17 protein-coding genes and 1 pseudogene are annotated in these 18,636 nt (G+C 59.1%); 7 read left to right on the top strand and 11 right to left on the bottom strand.

Annotation, left to right across the window (positions count from 1 at the left end; genetic code table 11):
* Positions 1–198 precede the first annotated feature (198 nt).
* The 4 genes from VMC84_RS02515 to VMC84_RS02530 form a co-directional block, all read right to left on the bottom strand.
* Complete coding sequence (locus VMC84_RS02515) at positions 199–417, bottom strand: hypothetical protein (protein ID WP_325377821.1); 219 nt, start codon at positions 415–417, stop codon at positions 199–201.
* A complete protein-coding gene (locus tag VMC84_RS02520; protein ID WP_325377823.1) occupies positions 414–824 on the bottom strand; it encodes a plastocyanin/azurin family copper-binding protein in 411 nt (136 codons plus the stop codon). Before VMC84_RS02520 ends, VMC84_RS02515 begins: the two co-directional genes overlap by 4 nt.
* 48 nt (positions 825–872) lie before the next feature.
* Entirely contained in the window at positions 873–1,184 is a 312-nt protein-coding gene (locus tag VMC84_RS02525; protein WP_325377824.1) for a cupredoxin family copper-binding protein, read from the bottom strand.
* A 66-nt stretch (positions 1,185–1,250) separates the two neighbouring features.
* Complete coding sequence (locus VMC84_RS02530) at positions 1,251–2,915, bottom strand: radical SAM protein (protein ID WP_325377826.1); 1,665 nt, start codon at positions 2,913–2,915, stop codon at positions 1,251–1,253.
* 87 nt (positions 2,916–3,002) lie between these two features.
* Between VMC84_RS02530 and VMC84_RS02535 the strand changes: the two genes are divergently transcribed.
* From VMC84_RS02535 to VMC84_RS02550, 4 genes are all read left to right on the top strand, one after another.
* Positions 3,003–4,970, top strand: a complete 1,968-nt coding sequence (locus tag VMC84_RS02535) for a cation-transporting P-type ATPase (RefSeq protein WP_325377828.1) — start codon at positions 3,003–3,005, stop codon at positions 4,968–4,970.
* Positions 4,971–5,014: 44 nt separating this feature from the next.
* Positions 5,015–5,551, top strand: a complete 537-nt coding sequence (locus VMC84_RS02540; RefSeq protein WP_325377830.1) for a carboxypeptidase-like regulatory domain-containing protein — start codon at positions 5,015–5,017, stop codon at positions 5,549–5,551.
* Between the two features lie 184 nt (positions 5,552–5,735).
* Positions 5,736–6,650, top strand: coding sequence for a ribonuclease Z (locus tag VMC84_RS02545; RefSeq protein ID WP_325377832.1), 915 nt, complete (start codon positions 5,736–5,738; stop codon positions 6,648–6,650).
* Positions 6,651–6,937: 287 nt separating this feature from the next.
* Entirely contained in the window at positions 6,938–7,438 is a 501-nt protein-coding gene (locus tag VMC84_RS02550) for a DUF5806 family protein (RefSeq protein WP_325377834.1), read from the top strand.
* On the opposite strand, the gene VMC84_RS02555 is transcribed toward VMC84_RS02550, so the two are convergent.
* The 4 genes from VMC84_RS02555 to VMC84_RS02570 all read right to left on the bottom strand — a co-directional run bounded on the left by VMC84_RS02555 (position 7,413) and on the right by VMC84_RS02570 (position 11,955).
* Complete coding sequence (locus VMC84_RS02555) at positions 7,413–8,663, bottom strand: MFS transporter (RefSeq protein ID WP_325377850.1); 1,251 nt, start codon at positions 8,661–8,663, stop codon at positions 7,413–7,415. The two genes, VMC84_RS02550 and VMC84_RS02555, sit on opposite strands and share 26 nt — an antisense overlap.
* A 352-nt stretch (positions 8,664–9,015) precedes the next feature.
* Positions 9,016–10,275, bottom strand: a complete 1,260-nt coding sequence (locus tag VMC84_RS02560; RefSeq protein WP_325377836.1) for an MFS transporter — start codon at positions 10,273–10,275, stop codon at positions 9,016–9,018.
* On the bottom strand, positions 10,241–10,999 hold the full coding sequence (locus VMC84_RS02565) for a sugar phosphate isomerase/epimerase family protein (RefSeq protein ID WP_325377852.1): 759 nt from the start codon (positions 10,997–10,999) through the stop codon (positions 10,241–10,243). The genes VMC84_RS02560 and VMC84_RS02565 overlap by 35 nt, the downstream gene beginning before the upstream one ends.
* Positions 11,000–11,001: 2 nt before the next feature.
* Positions 11,002–11,955: an AAA family ATPase gene (locus tag VMC84_RS02570; RefSeq protein WP_325377838.1), complete on the bottom strand. Its 954-nt coding sequence runs from the start codon at positions 11,953–11,955 to the stop codon at positions 11,002–11,004.
* Between the two features lie 135 nt (positions 11,956–12,090).
* Between VMC84_RS02570 and VMC84_RS02575 the strand changes: the two genes are divergently transcribed.
* A complete protein-coding gene (locus VMC84_RS02575; RefSeq protein ID WP_325377840.1) occupies positions 12,091–12,684 on the top strand; it encodes a hypothetical protein in 594 nt (197 codons plus the stop codon).
* Here the strand turns inward: VMC84_RS02575 and VMC84_RS02580 are convergent.
* Positions 12,681–13,448: an anaerobic ribonucleoside-triphosphate reductase activating protein gene (locus tag VMC84_RS02580; RefSeq protein ID WP_325377842.1), complete on the bottom strand. Its 768-nt coding sequence runs from the start codon at positions 13,446–13,448 to the stop codon at positions 12,681–12,683. The genes VMC84_RS02575 and VMC84_RS02580 overlap by 4 nt on opposite strands.
* Positions 13,449–13,655: 207 nt before the next feature.
* Entirely contained in the window at positions 13,656–16,031 is a 2,376-nt protein-coding gene (gene nrdD / locus VMC84_RS02585) for an anaerobic ribonucleoside-triphosphate reductase (RefSeq protein ID WP_325377844.1), read from the bottom strand.
* A gap of 343 nt (positions 16,032–16,374) precedes the next feature.
* Between nrdD and VMC84_RS02590 the strand changes: the two genes are divergently transcribed.
* Complete coding sequence (locus VMC84_RS02590; protein ID WP_325377846.1) at positions 16,375–17,103, top strand: hypothetical protein; 729 nt, start codon at positions 16,375–16,377, stop codon at positions 17,101–17,103.
* Between the two features lie 197 nt (positions 17,104–17,300).
* Here VMC84_RS02590 and radB read toward each other — a convergent pair whose 3' ends face one another.
* On the bottom strand, positions 17,301–17,984 hold the full coding sequence (gene radB / locus VMC84_RS02595; protein ID WP_325377848.1) for a DNA repair and recombination protein RadB: 684 nt from the start codon (positions 17,982–17,984) through the stop codon (positions 17,301–17,303).
* 290 nt (positions 17,985–18,274) lie between these two features.
* Here radB and VMC84_RS02600 point away from each other — a divergent pair.
* A pseudogene (locus VMC84_RS02600) lies at positions 18,275–18,636 on the top strand (hypothetical protein); the annotation flags it as partial.

The raw sequence follows: 18,636 nt of genomic DNA on the forward strand, positions 1-18,636 counted from the left end.
AGGATAAACGATATTGCACGGAAATAAAGTGTTTAATGGCAAATCTACTGGTGATAAAGCGATTGTACAGTAACAAGTATTAAAAACTAATAATGTCAAATAAATGGTTGAAGTCCCCCCAATGGAGGATTGACGGCACGACGCCAATTGATAATATGCCCCCCTCAACAACGCCGTGCCGCTCATTATCATTTTTTCTCATATCATCGTGCTTATCGCCAGCATAGCGTGCACGAACGCCAGCAGGATCGTCGTCGCCGCGAGCGCCATGTGCGCTTTAAGTGACCTGACCTTTCCCTTGAATAGCAGGTACCCGTAGCTCGCCGTGGTCATCAGCAGTAAAATCGTCAGCAGCCCAAGCCAGGCGAACAGCGGCTGGAACCAGACCATCGTAATGGCAATGTCGCGGATGCTCATACGACGATCACTTTGCCCTTCATGCTCGGGTGAATGCCGCAGCTATAGTCGAACGTGCCCGTAGAGTCGAACGTCTTGCTATACGTCTTACCCTGCTGCAGCCCCGCGGACTCGGTGTCCTGGAACTTGACCGTGTGCGTCGTGCCGTCGTTGTTGGTCCACGTGACCGTGCCGCCTTTTGCGATGGTGACCTCGGCCGGCTGGAACGCGAAGCCGGAGATCGAGACCGAGGCCGTCGGCGTCGCTACCGCCGTCGCGGACGCCGCTTGCGTTGCGGTCGGGGCAGGCGTGACTGTCGCGGGCAATGGCGTCACGGTGGGCGTTATGGCGGGGCTGGACGTGGTACAGCCGGAAATGGCGGTCACCGCCAGGACTAGTATGAGCAGGTATATCCATTCGATCTTCATGTTCTCATTAAATTATTAGATTTATATATTTAAATACCTTCCAAGCGCTTATTTCACGATGACCTGGCCCTTCATGTACGGGTGGATCTCGCAGATGTAGTCGTAGGTGCCGGGCTTGTCGAAGGTCTTCGAATACTGCTCTCCCTTCTTCATCTCAGGCGACTCGGCGTCCTTGAACTTGACGTCGTGCACGATCGAGTCCATGTTCGTCCATGTGACCGTGCCGCCGCTGGCTATGGTGACCTGCGCGGGCTGGAACTTATAATCCTTGATCTGCACCTGAGCGCCTGCCGCCGCAAGCGCCGGGGACGAGAAAGAGATGACTAAAGCGGCAAGGATCAGGATACATGACAGCTTCATGATAACACCATGTAGCCGGTCTGCACGCGGAACGATAACCTTAAGTGCGGAATCCTGCGAAGGATTTCACTTGCGGTAGACGAAATACCCGGAGAGCTTTTTTGCCAGGCCCGCGTCGTCCATTTTTTCCTCGAACTCGGCGGCGCTGCCGTAAGGGCGGCCCCGGAGGATGGCCATGGCGCGCTTCTTCCCCACCCCGGGGAGGCTTTCGAGCATCTTCGGCGAAGCCGCGTTCACGTCCAGCGGGTACGGGACGGCCGTGATGGAGCGGAAGCCATGGCCCACGACCTTAACGTCGCAAACCGCCCCCAGCGGCAGGGCGGCGGGGATCCCCACGAGAAGAGGGTACGTGGCTATCTGCCGCCCGAACGTGAGGCCGCCGTCGTGCAGCTCCATGCGGACGGAGGGCATAATGGTGCCGTCGGGAACTACCCTCCGGAGCATTTCCATGTCGATGTCCTTTCGTATCTTTTCCTTGTAGGCGTGGAACACGCCCTTGTGCTTCCGGGCGATTTTATCTCCCACGTCGCCCATGCAGGTACCCTCGAAGGGCATTACCTGCCGGATGTTAATGCGGCGGAGGAGGAGCCCTTCGTCCAGCAGGCGCTTTAGAAAGTCGTAGTTGAGGCGGAAGGTCTCCTTTGTCTCGCCCAGCAGGCCATGCACCAGGTTCAGGCCGGGCAGAAGCTCCGGAAGCCCTGAAGCCCCACGGGCGCCGCCCACCTCGTTCACGATGCGAATGGCCTCGAGGACCTCCTCGGGCATTGCCTTCAGGCTGTTCTGCCTTATCACGCGGGGGTCGGCGCTCTCCATTCCGAAGGCCGAGACGTCGCCCGACGTGTGGTGCTTGACGATGACCTTGAGCGCTTCCCGAGAGCGCTCTGGATGCCGGGCGATGGTGCCGGGGTTCATATTGTCCAGGTGCAGGACCTTTAGGCCGGGAGCGGCGGCCCGGATGCCCCGGTAGAGGCGCTCGATGGCCTCGACGTTGGGCGGGGGGAACTCGACGTCGCCCTTCGCCAGGTACGTGAGCAGGTCGGGCTGGCGGCCGAGGCGGAAATACCGGGCACCGGCCGCGTAAAGCGCCCCCGTCTCCCGGACGACGTCTTCCACGGGGCGGAAGTCAGGACGGCCGTAGAAACGCTCTGTGCAGAAGGAGCACGTCCCCCGGAAACAGCCCCTGTACGTCTCCATCTCCAGCATCGTGTAGGGGAAATCCGGGTGCAGGGGCACGATCCTCGCGCCCCTCACCGCCCATTCCGCGATATCCTTTACTGTCCGGCGCAGAGCCGGGTCCACCGAAAGGCCTTCCGTCAGGTACCCGTGGACGACCGCCTCGATATCCCCGGTCGCCACGATGTCGAACGCGGGGCTGGCTCCCATGTGCCGGGCCATCTTACCGCCCTCGGTGCCCGGGCCGAACATTGAGATGGGGCCGCCCAGTATCTTTTTTGCCCTCACGCCGGCCACGTACCTCTCCAGCTCCGGCAGCGTGGCGGGCGTGCCGCCGATGTACTTGCCCGGGACGGTCACGCCGGCGATAGCGACCACCAGGTCGGACTTATTCATGATCTCCAGGATCGAGGCGTCCTTTCGCAGCTGGTCGATGGTGAAATACAGGGCTTCGCCCGGAAGCGCGCCCGCGACATACCGTGGGTAGGGCGCCATGTAAGGGGGGACGCCCAGGCAGGCGGGCTCGTCCACGTAGCCGTCCAGGATGACCGTTCGCATCGCTTTAATAATGACAGCGCGGCCTAATAACGTTACCCTGCCAGACTCAAAAGTTTAATGTAAGCTCAGGTTAATTTAAAGGGTTATATGGCGAAGACTTCTCCACTTTCGAAGCCTCAATGGCTCGTTTTCAATATCCGGGCGTATGGCGAGCGTCGGTTAAAGGCGCTTGAAGATTACCTGAAGGCCCGGGACGAGGTCATCGAGGCGCGGGTCATCCCGCAGGACGGTAAGCTGCTCGTCAGGGCCATGGCCGGGACGGGCGCCCGGGAAGTGGAGGACGCGGCGCTCGAGGGCGGTTTCCCGGTCGTGGAGTCCAGGGCTCCAATGGACTCGGCCGGGGGGAGGCTGGAGCTCGTTCTGCTCGCCTTAACGGTGCTGGCCACGGTGCTGTCATTCCTTGGCACCTACTATAATGTGATCACCGGCGACACGGCCACGCTCGTCGGGGCCTTTATCGCCTTCATCTGTGGCTATCCAATACTCAAGAACGCCCTCGAGGACCTTTTCGAGCGGAAGTTCGGCCTGCAGCTCATCCTGGCCATGTCCATTCTGGCGCCGCTGTTCTACTCATACCAGTCGGGCCATCCCCTGTATTATGCGTCGGGCATCATCGTGCTCATCAGCCAGGCCTCGAACATCCTGAACCGCTACATCGAGCCAAGGTTCAGGGACATGGGCTTTTTCCTTCCCTCAATGGCCATGAACGAAAAGGGCGAGTGGGTTGAAACGGCCGATGCCCACGAACAAAAAGTCATGCCAGGATTCCACGTGCCGTCGGACGGCACGGTGGCGGAAGGCCAGGGTCTCGCCGTTCCGGCGGGCTCCTGCGTGGGCTCCCGGCTAATAGAAGGCTCGCCCGTGACTGGCGGCTCGCTCCTGATGGAAGGCACGGTGCTGGTAAAGCCCGGGGAAAAGGGCGAGCTTCGCCTCCAGAAGGCCGCCGTGGCGTTCGCGGAAGCCCGGAAGCCTATCGAGGTACTACTAAGCTATCCGAAGTCCATAGAGCGGGCCCTGCTGCTGGTCGCCATCATGGGCATCAGCTTCGTGGTCCTCTTTTACGGCAACTACACGGCGGCGACGGCCATCCTGATCGCGGCGGCCCCGGCGGCGGCGCTCCTCGCCCGGCCGCTGTCTCTCATATCCTGCGGCCTTTCGGCGTCGAGGCAGGGCGCAGGATTCATGAGCCACGGCTCCATCGAGCGCATGAGCATGACGGACGCCGTCGCCTTCGACGGCCTGGGCTCCGTGGCCGATAAGGCCTCGCTGGCGGACGTGGCGCCCTCCGAAGGCAGTTCCGCCGGCGATGTAAAGGCCGTGGTGGACGCCTATAAAGGCGATGACCCCTCGTTCATGGATGCACGAGAGATGGGCGGACATTCTCTCCTCGGCTTGGCCGACGCGTCCCGGCTGTGCCAGGTGCCGGAAGTCCTTCTCACCAGGGCCCGTGCTTTCGAGAGCCAGGGGAAGCTGACCCGCTATGCGTTCAAAGGCTCTATGCTTCTGGGCATTGCCGCCTTCGACCTGTCCGTCCCCGCCGACATGAAGGCCTCGGTGGAGAGGCTTAACAAGCTGGGCGTCAAGAACGTGATGCTCCTCTCTTCCGAGCCCGCGGCCGTTTCCGACGCCTTCGCGAAGAAAGCGGGCATCGCCATCGTAAAGCCCCGCCTGGACGACGACGAGCGCCTCGAGTTCATAAGAAAGCTCGGCGCCGATCGCAAGAACGTGCTAGCGGCCGGCCGGGGCTGCGAGATCTCCAGGTTCGCCGCGAACGCCGCCGCCGTCACGGTAAAAGAGCAGGCGCTGGGCTTCGAGGGCCTGGAGGACGCGATCTGCTCTTCCCCGGCGGAAGTTGCCGGCCTGATCTCGCTCTCGAAAAAGGAAGTAAAGCGGACCAGCGAGGGCATGTCGTTCGGCTTCTATTTTAATACGATCGCCATCATTATCGCCTCGACGACCCTGGTGGATATCGAGCTGGTGCTGCTCATGGTGGCGGCCAGCGTCGTGGCCATCGCCACCAACTCCGCCCGATTATACTTCTCCAGGCTTAAATAAAGCGTGCGGATATTTATATATTTATTATTTTATATTAATTTTCGATGAGATTATCGGCGGTCGCCGTGGCCATGCTGTTTGTGCTAGCGACGGCTCCGGCCCTCGCCCAGGAATACGGCTCCATCACCGGCATCGTGACCTCGGCCAATAACGCCGCCGTCCCGGGCGCGACCGTCACGCTATGGGCCATCGAGGATGGGACTCCCGTCTTTGCCGTCGTCCCCAATAATCCTCAATATACCTCCAACTTCTCCAGCTCGTTGCCCGGGGCGTACGCCTTCACCGGCGTCCCGCCGGGCACGTATAACGTGACGGCCGAGTGGAACGGCAGCTGGTTCTACACGCAGGTGAACCTTACCAGCGGCACCGTCACCGCGAACATTGTCATCCCCGTATATGTGGACGTCCTTTCCATCCGGCCGCCCATGGCCATTCCAGCGCCGAAGACGTACTACACCTTCGTGCCGGTGCGCGTTTCGTCGCCCATGCCGCAGCCGACGACGGCGAGGAGTCCCGGATTTGAGGCTATTATACTATTGTTTGGGATATGTATAGCCGCATACACGCGAGCTAGACGTTGATTTATATCTAAGTTACAAAGCTGACGGAGGCACTATTCTCACCACAAAGGCATGATGGCACGGAGGCTCACAAAGTTTTCCTATGAAAATGTCATGTTACAGATTTTTCATTAATCAAATGTTAAAATACGGCCTCCAAGAGCCACATTTTAATAGCTCCGGCACGTATAACTAAACGGTTCTCATGCTCAGGGTCATCTTCCTAGGCACGGGCGGGTCCGTTCCAAGCCCGAACAGAGGCATGCCGGCGCTCATGATAGTAAGAGAGGGCGAGCGGATGCTCTTCGACTGCGGCGAGGGCACCCAGCGCCAGATGATGTGCTGCCGCTCGGGGTTCATGGACGTCGGCTCCATCTTTTTAACGCACTTCCACGCGGACCACACGCTGGGCATCCCGGGGCTTATTCAGACAATGGGATTCCAGGGGAGGACGGAGCCGCTGCATATATATGGCCCGAAGTTCGTTCGGGAGTACTGCGATATTTTAAATTCTTTAGGCTACCTGAAGCCTGGCTTCGAGGTAGTGGCGCACGAGCTAAAGCACGGCGACGTCGTCGAGCGTAACGGATATAAGATCGAGGCGTTCCGCACGTTCCACAGCGTCCCCGGCCTGGGCTATGCCTTAATAGAGGACGCCCGGCTGGGCCGGTTCAATAAAGAGAAGGCGCTGGAGCTGGGCGTGCCCGAGGGGCCGTTATTTGGAAGGCTCCACCGTGGAGAGGACGTTACAGTCAATGGAAAGGTAATAAAGAGCTCGGATGTTGTCGGCGAGCCCCGGCCTGGAAGGCGCATCGTGTATACGGGCGATACGACTCCCTCCCAGGCATTCCTCTCCGTGCTCGGTGGCGCAGACCTGTGGATCTCCGAGGCGACCTTCGCCGACGAGGCCGCGGATAAGGCGGCAGAGACGCTCCACTCCTCGTCGGGCGACGTCGCGAGGATGGCAGCCATGGCGGCCGTGCAGCGCCTGATACTTACGCACATCAGCAGCCGCTACTCCGAGGACATCAAGCCTCTGCTGGAGGATGCCCGGAAGCACTTCCCGGACGTGGCGGTTGCCGAAGACTTCATGGAAGTCGAAGTGCCGCTTAAAGAATAATATGCATATCAAATATTTTTAAATCCCTGGTGCCGCCTGGTGTAGACTTGGTGCCGCCTGGTGATTATATTATATTTTGGTGCGGCTTGGTGTAGACTGGGTGCCGCCTGAGAGCAACAAAAATTTAAACCACACCAAGTTTACGCCAGGCGGCATCAATCTTTTAATTAATCACCAGGCGGCACGGAGCTTACGCCACGCGGCACTAAACTTTTTTAATATTTTAATATTGATAAGACTCCCTTGCTTGAACAAATTTTATAAGCTTATATCCCCGTCTTTGAATTATGACCGCCGAGGACCCCAACAAATACGCCCGGTTCCAGAAGTTCAACAAGCAGACGTACGAGCAGGTGAACGACACCCTCAAGCAGAGGACGCACCTGACGGCGCGGGAGTGGGTCATCGCGCGGCTCTGCGCCGACTTCAAGGCGGAGGGCGGCAAGGTGCCGATGACATGGATCGGCGAGCATCTGCCGGAGCTGGTGCCATTCATGGGCGCTCCTTACGAGCGCCAGGACGTAGCCTCGGCGGAAGCCGCGTTTAAAAGAAAGGTCGCAAGGTCGGGCACCACGTTTTTCTACGCCTATTATGCGGGCCTTATTTCTTTAGATGAGATGCTGGAGGTTATCCAGGAAGTCATAAAAAACATCGAGGCCCTCAAGCGGGTCGAGGGCAGCGAGGACACGGGCGACGTGAGCGTCGAGGTGCAGCAGATGATGGCCGAGACGCTGCGCCGCATAACGGAAAAGCTAAATCAGGTCAGCGAGCCTGAGGAACTTCAATAGCCTCGACCTTTGCTTGTAACGCTTTATCCCCGGGCACCGCCAGCGACAGGAAGGCCGCGAGGGCGGCAATTCCGATGAGCGACATCACGCCGGTGAATATCCCGAAGTGGTCGGAGATGACTCCCGTCAATAACACTAACAGGCCCCCGACTCCGTTGGCAAAACCAAGGATGAGGCCGCCAGCCATGCCCTGCGTGCGGGGGAGCATTTCCTGCGCCTGGAGCACCGTTCCCGGGTAGGCGGCGTAAATGAACCCGCCTGCGATGGCGATGAACGGCCAAACCAGGGCATCGGGGCTCGTGAAGGCCAGGTAGAAGAACGGGAGCGATGCGAAGAACGCGGTGACCAGCACCGGCTTCTTGCCGTACTTATCCGAGGCCCCGCCCCCGATGATGCCGCCGATGGCGTTGGATATTAAAAATATAAAGAGCGTGATGCCGGGGGCCACTAAAGACAGATCGTGGCCCATGAAGGTCCAGTTCTTGAAGTGCAGGGCAAAGTACAGCGGTATGAAGGTGATCATGCCCGAGCAGACCCAGGCCCGCAGGGACACGACCGTCACGAGCGTCGCCAGCGGGGCCTTTACCCTGCCCATTTCCTGTAACACCTGCCCGAGGTCGATATGGCTCTTCCTGCAGTCCTCTTCCATGTCCGGCGCATACCTGTAGAGCATATACGAGACGATGAGGCCGGGGAAGATGAGTAACGGCAGCGAGCGCAGGCCGAACCAGCCCACGATCATGACGGCGATGAGCGGCATGACCGAGTAGCCGAGGCTGCCGCCGGCCGAGAAAATGGATACGCCCACTCCCTTGTGGTCTCCGCTCACCTTGGGCACCATGGCGGCGCCCTGCGGGTGGAACATGGCCGAGCCCAGGCCGGCAAAGGCGACTATCGCCACGATGGCCGCGTAGCCTGGCGCTATCCCCAGCAAACACATGAGGACGGATATCCAGGCGACTCCCAGCGCCGCTATCCACTTCTTGCCGTAGCGGTCCGCTATATATCCGAAAATCGGCTGAATGAGCGTGGATGTAACGGCAAAGGTCGAAGTCAGGCCGGCCGCCGCGGCGTAAGAGAGGTTGTACATCTGCTTGAATAAAGGCAAAAGAGGCGGCAGCAGGTTCGCGTAGACGTCCACCGTGAAATGCCCGAGACCCAGCAGAAATACCCTGAACTTGTCGAACCCGTTATCGGCCGTTTTAACAATCCTCGCCTTGTTGATTCTCCGTTATCGGGCAGATGATATAAAAAAGTTTGCGCATTCCACCACAGGGGTCACCGTGGGTTTTTACCACAATGGGCACAGTGGCTTTTAAATTTACCACAGTGGTCACTGAGGATTGTTATTCACCACAGGGGTCACCGTGGGTTTTTACCACAATGGGCACAGTGGCTTTTAAATTTACCACAGTGGTCCACAATGGGCACAGTGGTTTTTTAATAATGGGCCACGGAGGCACCACAGAGTCTACCGGGACTATATACAGGCGGGGTCTGCGAGGGGCGAGCGAAGCGAGTCCCCTTTAGCGTTTAAAATACCTCTGTGGCCACTGTGAACCTCAGTGGTGAATTAATTATTTCTCAGTGCCCTCTGTGGTAAATGCTGGCTTTATGGTGCCGGGCAGCGCCAGGGCCATGAGCGTGGCGGCGACGGGCAGCAGTACCAGCGAGTACACCGCTGTGGTGAGGCCGAAGCCGTCGGCGAATGCGCCTGTGAGCGACACGCCCAGGCCGCCTATGCCGATGGCCAGGCCCAGGATGATGCCGGACGCCATGCCCTGGTTATTGGGTATTAAATCCTGCGCGATGAGCACCGCAGGGGAGAACGAGGCGAGTAGCGCCGCGCCCGCCATGGCCGTGAGGGCCCACTCGGCCAGCCCGCTAGTGGACAGCGCCAGGTACAGCAGCGGCCCGGTGATGGTCAATGAGGTAACGATGACGAACTTGCGGCCGAACTTATCCGAGGCAGCGCCCCCGATGAGGCCGCCGATGGCGCCGAAGAACAGGAGAACGAACATGTGTGCGCTAGCCATCGCAGACGTCTCGTTCCTCATGGCGAAGTAAAGGGGCAGGAACGTTATGAGGCCGAAGAAGACCCACGCCCGCATGATTACGATGCCAGAGACCACCATGAGGGGCTTGATGACCGAAGTGATGTCCCTGATCAGCTCTTCTACCCTGAGGTGCGCTCCCGTCTGCGGCGCCTCCGGCGCGTATTTGTATAATAAAAGGGACATGAGGAAGCCCGGGATGATGAAGACCAGTGTACCCTTCAGGCCCCACAGGGCCGTCGCGGGCACTACGAGCAGCGGCATGATCGCATACCCCATATTGCCGCCCGCGGAGAACAGCGACACGCCGAAGCCCTTGTGGTCGCCGCTGATGCGCGGGACCATGGTGGAGGCCTGCGGGTGGTAGGAGGCAGAGCCGAAGCCCGCGAGGGCGATGAGCGTTAATAATAGCAGATACGAGCCCGACCTGTCCAGGCCCATGTACGAGACCAGGCCGATGAGCGACATGAAAAAGGCCACCCAGGCCGTGCTCAGCGCGACGAGCCACCGCCTGCCGTGCTTGTCGGCATAGTAGCCGAAGACCGGCTGCACGATGCTGGACGTGATGGTATAAGCGGTGGTGAGCATGCCCGAGGCCGCATAGGACAGGCCGTAGGCCGCCTTCAGCAGGGGCAGCAGCGGCGGGACGAGGTTGGAGTAGCTGTCGTTTACCAGGTGGCCCAGGGACAGTATAGAGACCCTGAAAGTATCAAAGCCCTCCGGCTTCTCTTTTTCGGCGACCGCTGTTTTAGGCGTGCTGCTCTCGTTTTCTGATGTACTCAAGGCTTCTCCTTCCTTCATCCAGGCTGCGGGCCTCGATGACCGTCATGCCCTCGAAGCCCTTAAGCTCCGGAAGCACCCGGCTCCAGTCAACAGTGCCCTTACCCAGCTCGAGATGCTCGTCCTTGACTCCAAGATTGTCGTGGATGTGGACGTGGGTGAACTTCGCCTTCTCCTTCAAGAACCCGGCCGTGTTCTTCATCGTGTTGGAGTGGCCGACGTCGAACGTAATGCCGCAACCGGCGGACTCGGCCATGCCGAGGACCTCGGAGGGAGTCCTGCATAGCAGCTTTTCAATGTTCGGCATGTTCTCCAGGCACAAAGTCACGCCGCGCTCCTCCGCATGCCCGCATAATTCCCTTAGAGCATCGACATTCCTCGTCCACGCCTCGTCGGGCATCTGGCTTCCCAGGGGCGACAGGACGCCCGGGTGCACGACGACGATGTTTGAAAAGTCGGAGGACAGCTCCACGCACTGCTTTATCTGCCGGATCGACTCATCCCTTATGGCGTCGTTCACTGACGCCGGGTTCAGGTCGGAGAACGGCCCATGAACCGTGATTTCGATGTTCATGCTGTTGATGATGTCCATAAGGCCTGGCAGGCTTTCCTTCGTTATTTTCTGCTGGCCCTCGCTCACGATCTCCCAGCCGTCGAAACCCATGTCCTCGAGGCCGGCCGCCCAGTCGAAGGGCCTCGTGACCAGCTTGTAGGCCGAAAAGCCCACTTTCAAAGCGCTATCTCCTCCACGGGCCTGCCCTCCCGGGTCTCCGGGGCCAGCCAGTCGACGACGAGCATCGGGTCCCTGAATTTTATGGTGACGTAGATGCCGCCCAGTGCTACGTCGTGGTCGAGGAAATTGAGCTCGCCCATGTAGGCCGCCTGCTTGTTTAATTCGAATGAGACCTCGTCGTCCTTGAGGCCTTTATACATGGCGCTCCTGGCGGTATCCAGGATCTCCTGTTTCCTTAAAAGCTCGTGCAGGTTTTCGAGGCCGGCCGTGCCCTCGAGCCTGTCCACATATCCCTTCTGCCGTATAAAATGAAGTCTGACCCCGGGGAAGATATTCTCGATGGCGTGCCTTACCTTCTCCTCGGGCTCGGTGGGGAACACGAGCGCCGAAACCGTGGTCTCGATGCTCTCCTTTACGAGGACGGAGCGGACCTCGTCCCTGAACCTCTCGATGGGGTCCAGATTGGTGACCTCCCTGTCGGCCACTTCCATGGCTTTCCCCATGCCCCATGACAGCTCCCTCTCGTCCCGCTGCCGGAGACCTTCCGGGCTCGCCATGTCGTCGGAGCGGCCCCGTCTCGACAGGCGGTCCAGCCGTAGCTCGAAGGGAGCGTTGATCTTGATGAGAGTAAAATTATCGTCGAAGGCCTTCCTGAAGGTCTCCACCTCGGCGATGCCCCGGATGCCGTCCACGACGACGGCGTTCGCCTTTCCTTCGTATGCCTCGATCCCGGGGATGCATCGCTTCGCGATGGCGTCCATGCCCTCTTCCTTGCGGAGGGCGTTCGCGGTCCCGCCGATGTTCGCGTCCGTGGGGGCCAGCCCCCTCTTCTTTACTTCCTCGCGGAGCACGTCACCCATGACCACGACGGGTATGCCCAGCTCCCGGGCCACGTTCGAGGCCTCGGTCTTACCGGCCCCGGGCATGCCGACGAAAGCTATGACCTTCATGAATCTGATACCTCAACGAGACTCCATAACACGCGGGCTCATATTAATACTTGTGGAAAACCCGGCAGGCAATTGTGGAGCACGACAACATTTTTCTCAGATGAGCGTTTAAATAGTTCATCAAGGCATAAGACCATGATCCGAAAAGACTCTATCGTTCCTGCGAGCCGCGTGAACCGAAAGGAGCTGATCCTTTCAACGATCCTGAAGGTCTATGCCATTCGCGGGGAGGTCGAGGAGAGGGCCGAGGAAAGCCGGCTCAGTAACTTACCGCTTCTTGGCGGCCTGGCCCTGAGGCTGTCGAGCCCGTCCCTTTCGAAGAGCCAGCACAGGGACGCGGCGGCGTTCGTCACCGCGACCTGCACGACCAACGAGTCGCTCGTCCTCATGGAGCAGGTCACCGGCTTCAAGGCCAATACTAAGGTCCAGCGGCCTTCAAAGGTCTGGCTCTCCTACGCGGGGCTCGTCCTGCCGCTTCTCATCGCGATCATGGCGGAGGCGTACATGTACTACGTCGGCGTCCTGGCACAGATGCCGTATCTCGCCATTGCAGTCGTACTCGTCGTGGTCGCGGTCGCCGCTTCCATCGTCCTGTTCGCCTACCTGGGCTATGACGAGACGTACCGGCGCGACCTCATCGAGAAGGCCGTCTGGAAGGCCATGCACGAAGAGGCGGTCCGGCGCCTAAAGAAGAGCGGCGTCATCAAGACGCACGAGAAGCTAACCTAAGCTGTTACGATCTCGTCGCCGAATAGGTGCGTTCTCACTTTTACCGTTTTAACCTTCGACCGTTCCCTGGCAGCCCTCGCCAGCTCCAGTAGCCTGTTCCTGTGGATGGACTCCGTGGCCTTGAGCCTCTCGTCCATGGCGACCTCGGGACGGCCTTGCTGGACCACATAGGCGTCGGCGCACTCGACGGCGCAGGCGATCCTGGCGATGTCCTCGGGCTGATCGCTGATGCCCTGGAAAACGGTCGTCCGCGCCTCAAAGAACTTTATCTTATTATCGCGCCGGAGCTCGCAGCACAGCGCCAGCGAGCGCTTTATCGCGGCAAAGGCGTCCATTTCCAGCTCCCTGCAGGCGGCACGGTACGCCTCGTACTCCAGGGGCGCCTTAACGTCCAGGAATACGGCATCCAGCAGGCCGGTGTTCGCCAGCTCTGCGATACGGCCCGGGTAGGCGCCGTTGGTATGGACGCCCACGAGTAAGCCCTGCTCTTTTACAAAAGAGGCCATCTCTTTGAGGGCGGCGGGTTGCATGAAGGGCTCGCCTCCCGAGAACACGACGCCATCCACGAAGCGGGAGGCATCGAGCACTTTCGCATTGACAGACTCGGTGTCGACGGGCTGAATGTCCTCGGGCACCTCGATAAAGCGTGCGTTAGAGCAATAGGGGCACTTCATGGGGCATCCCCACATGAAAACGACCAGCACGACCTTGCCCGGCCAGTCCAGCGTCGACGTCGGGATGACGTCCCCGAGGTTCAGCTTCATGAATGAATAACATGGAGCTAAAAGACTATAAACGTTACCGGCACTCCATTACAAGGCAATATGTGCATTGTACTTTTTGCCTCTATGCCTCCATAGCTCTCTATCAGTAGTTCTGCGCTGCGTGTCACGGGAAAATTCGAAACCCATAAATCGCTAATAAAAACGACTAAAGAAAAAGAGCAAAGGGAGGCAAATGGCCCCCCTATATTAAATGCAGTACCTGCGCCGGTCGCGGAGCTCGGCGACCTTGGCGTCGTTCCAGCCGCCCGTGACCGAGTCGCCGCTGCCGATGCGCTGGCAGTAGCCTGTGATCCTCGAGTAGTACTCCAGGGCGGAGCCGGTGGCGCCGCAGTTCTGGCAGGCCTTTTGCAGGCCGCCGGAGGCCGTCGAGCAGTTCTTGCAGGTCGTCAGGTCGCGCGTATAGTCGAACAGGCCCATGTTGGTGTTGCGGCACAGCTTCTCCGTTAAGGACATCAGTCCCTCCGGGTTCGGCGTGCCCTCGCCCAGGAAGAGGTGCGTGATGTGGCCGCCATTGCATACCGGGTGGAACTCGCCCTCGAGCCTCGCCCGCTCGAACAACGGCACGTCCGCGTCGACCTCCAGGTGGGAGCTGTTAGTGTAGTACACGTTGGCCTTCTCCCGGTCGCCCTTGACGATTGCCCGGTCGCCGAACTCGAGGAGGTCGAGCTTCGCGAAGCGGCCCGCCGTCGACTCCGCCGGAGACTGCGTGAGCGTCCAGCGCCAGTCCGTCATCTCGGTGCGGAACTCGGCCCAGTCGCGCATGTACTTTATGAGGTCCATGCCGAAGTCGTAGGCGTCCTTCGACTCGTGGAGGGCCTTGCCCATGTGGATCCTGGCGAATTCGTTTAAGCCAACGAATCCTACCGTGTGCGTCAGGTCCTTGAACTGGTAGTAGTCCTCGCCGCTCTTGCCCTTCTGGGTCAGGAACGGGAGGAGCTTGTTCTCGTAAAGGCGCCTCTCCATCAGGTTGTGCTTGATCTCCAGCGACTCGCGGCACAGGTCGAGCCGCTGGTCGAGGAGCTCGAAGACCTTGTTATCGTCGCCGTTCGCCTCGATGGCGATCCGCGGCAGGTTGATGGTGTGATAGTGGATGTTGCCCGTCCGCATGGTGCTATACCTGGGGTTCGGGTAGCCCTGCCGGTCGGCCCAGTCCCCGCTGAGGCGGGTGCGGCAGCCCATGCTGTTGACCGCCTGGTGCTGCCACCCGGGCAGCATGTTCAGGATGTACGGGGTGCCGTACTTCGAGAAGAGGTAATGCACCTTGAGCAGCAGCTCCTGCTGCTTCGGGTCCTTGAAGGCCGAGTCCCGCACTTTGACTATAGTGTTCGGGAAAAGGTGCGGCTTGCCCCGGGCGTCGCCGTCCAGGAACACGTCGAGTAAGGCCTCGGTGAAGACGATGAGCTCGTCCTCGAAGTCGCCGTACTTGCCGACGATCTTGCCCTTCGGGCCGACGGCCGGCTCGTCCCTCAGGAACGGCGGAACGGTCAGCTCGATGTTGATGTTCGAGAAGACGACCTGGCCGCCCCGGGCCACGTACTGCATGTTCATCTCGTAGACGAACGCCTGGGCTACTTGCTTTACTTCGTCGTAGCTCATGCCCGTGAAGAACGGGGCCATGAACACGTTGAAGTTGTCCAGCGACTGCCCGCCCGCCATGTTGGTCTGGCTGCTCGCCAGTATCTTGGCGGCGTGGAGCGCCGCGACCATGGCGTGCTTGGGCGGCGCCGCGACCGACGTGTGGTCGCCCGTGCCGTCGACGCGCAGGCCGTTCTGGAAGAACCAGGACAGGTCGTGCTGCAGACAGTTGGGCCGGACGGCGAAGTAGTCGGCGTCGTGTAAGTGGATGTCGCCCCGCAGGTGGGCATCCGTGATATGGCGGGGAAGGATCTTCACTAAAAGGTACTCGCGAAGTATCTGGTCGCCGGCGAACTTGTGGATCGTCTCGGGGTTGTGGTGCAGGTTCGCGTTCTCCTTGCTGCCCTTCTCGATGAGCTGGGTGACGTCGTACACCGGCATGCCCAGCCTCGTGTACTGCGAGCGCGCTTCCTCAAGCCCCTCTTCGAGAAGCTGGACCGTCACGATCTCACGGATGAGGGGCGCGGTGAGGTAATTGACCTTGAGCTTGCGCAGCTTGCCCTCGACCTCCTTTGAGACGTGGGAGGCCACTTCCCGGGACAGGTCCGCTTCCTTGACGAGAGAGTCCTCGATGAATTTCGGGTCGAAGCGCTCGAGCGTGCCCCTGGACGTCCTCACGAACATCTCGTGGGCCTGCTTATACTTCAGCGCAGCTTCGGGGTTCCGCTGGTCGACCAGGTTGATCAGAATCGTACGCAATGTTCTGGTGGACATGCCGTCGTATATCTTATACTGCAGCTCGTCCGCTATATCAGCGGCCATCTTGTAGGGCACGCCAGAACGTATGAGGCTAACGACCACCTTATTGGGGTCGTACAGCTCTATCCTGCTGTCGGATTTTATGATGTAGATGCTCCCCTCTCGCGCCTTGCTGCCGTAAGACGCAGGTGGAGCACTCGTGCTGTCGGATCTTGTATAATAAGCCATTCAACCATCCCTTTTTGTCACATGGGATATGTGACCCGAACGTTTTTGCCACCTGATGTAATACTTGTAGTGCTTGCGAGATTATAAGGTTTCTCGTGCGTACTTCATAAGTGGACAATTATATTTATGGTCATATCTCATTTAGTAGTTGACGGTATTGAAGTGGCGGCTCGTTAATCCCTTGGGCCGCCAAATACACGTAATCGCATCGCAGGCTTCCGATAGTAATCCACTTCGCTTACACTACTTTTAACTATTATTGTAATTATATTTTAATAACCATCCTTGAAGATATGAGGCAAATATTTTTACAAAAAATCAATTATAATATAAGGTCACCACCATGGACGTGCGATCGATAGACGAGGCCTGCCTGGAGCGCATCCGCGGGCTAAGGCTCCCCGACACCGGGGATAGCAGCCCCTATGTAGTGCTGAGCGTCCGGGGCGACGGCGCCCGGGCACCGGAGAAGTGGAACGCCCGCGTCTATAAAGATAAAAGCGGCCGCCTGAAGCTGGTGACCGTTGACCTGAAGACGCTCACGGACCTGCTGGAGGGGCGCAAGCCTGCTGTCAAGCGACGCGTAATCAGCGTGGACGACGCCGGGTGGGGATTTCCCCTTGGCGGCGTCATGATCGGGGCAACCGATGGCTCCAGGGTCGAGACCGGCCTGGTGCCCGTGGACTATTTCCAGGGAGAACGCTTCGAGCGCCACGAGTACCTGGGCTATGCCACCATGGTCACGCAGGAACTGCTACGGCGGTTCGATGCCCGCCCCGATGACACGCTGGTGGAGATCTGCACGGGCTACGTGAACGTCGGCTCGAAGGAGGCGCTGCGGAAGGCCGGCTACGAGGTGAAGGTGACCGAGGTCAGGGGTCTCCTGCAGGACGAGCTGGAAAAGAGGTTCGCCGAGTACGTGAAAGACCTCGGGTACGATGGCTACGTGGATCCCAAGGAGACGCACGACCCGAAACCCCCCTTCAAGAATATTATGAAGTGGATTGAGGAAAAGCCAGGAGATCGCATGCGACTTGCTAAGACCGGGTGGAAATATTTTAAAGATCATTGAAGGTCATTTGGTGCCGCTTTGTGTAACCCTGGTGACGTTTGGTGATAATAATATATTTTGGTGCCGCCTGGTGTAATCCTGGTGCCACTTGTAAGCACTCTTGTTTCAACCGCACCAGGATGGACACCAGCCTCACCAATATTTAAAATAATCACCAGGCGGCACCAAACTTTTTCAAAGTTTCAAATACAGATGCATCATTCGACGCCAGTCGCGGTGATCCTGAACTCGGCGCTCTGCCCCTCGGCCATGGATCGGTGCTTTCGCAGCACGGCCTGGCGGGTGCCGATGCCGGTGCGGGATAATTGCACTATTATCTTGCTGATGTGCTCCAGCATGTTCCCGCCCACGGCCCTGAGTTCCTCCTTATCGACGTCCATGTAGATCTGGTTGGTGATAACGACGGCGATATCGTACTTCCTGGCTAAGCCCAGCAAAATGGTAGCCTGGCTGGCCAGCTCTCTTTTAAGGAGCATGCTGTCCCCGCTCTCCAGCTCGACCCGGTAGAAGGCCGTGGCCGAGTCCAGGATGATGAGGCCGACGTTCTGCCCGACGATCTTCTCCGTCTCCTTGACGGCCACGTACTGCTCCTCGAAGCTCGTGGGCTTGAAGTGGATGAGCTTTTGCGCCAGCCTCCGGGCGTCGTCGCCGGCGATCTGCTGGAAGCGCTCGGCGGAAAAGCCTTCGGTATCGATGTAGATGACGCGCATGCCGGCCCTCAGGGTATTGACGGCTAATTGTAAACAAATGTTGGTCTTCCCGCTCGCGGGCTCGCCATATAGCTGGGATATCGTGCCGGCCTCGAAGCCCCCGCCCAGGAGTTCGTCCAGCACTTTCGAGCCCGTGGGAAGCCGTTTTATAAGTGTCTCGCCCATCGCCATTTCGTCCTCCTACATTGCGACCTGCTCATTTATATGGTTGTTGGAGGCGCCGAAAATAATCCGCGGCGGCCGCCTTTTGGCAGCGCATAACATTTACGTTCAATGCGCACTTATAAATATCATGGAATTGCTCATTTGTTACCATGAAGGGAGGGTCCTGAAGGAAGGAACGAGGCATCATCGCGCTCATAACGTCCGACTTCGCCGTCTATGAGGAGGCAGTCGCGCTCCTCAAGGAACGGCAGGCGCCTTTTATCACTCTCCGGCTCACCGACCCCATACCCCATAATGTGAAAGTCGTCATCACCACGGCGGAGGAAGCCTCTAAGATCCAGTGGGAAGGCCCCCACCTGCTCATTTTCGACGACCCGCAGGGGACCATTGACCGCGCTATTAACATTCTCAGGGGCAACGGCCACGCGGAGCCGCTGGTCATCGGCATCGACCCCGGCCGGAGGCCCGGCATCGCGGTGCTCTCCGGCGACATGGTCGTCGCGGTCTACCAGGTCGGCATCACCGAGGTGGAGCCCACCATCCGGAAGGTCGCCCACGAGTACCATACGAGCATCTCGACCATCCGCATCGGGAGCGGCGCCCGGCTCATGACCGCCCAAATAATAAACACCCTCCTGGAGGGCGGCTTTAAAGTGGA

This window comes from Methanocella sp., assembly GCF_035506375.1.
In the GTDB taxonomy this organism is placed as follows: Archaea; Halobacteriota; Methanocellia; order Methanocellales; family Methanocellaceae; genus Methanocella.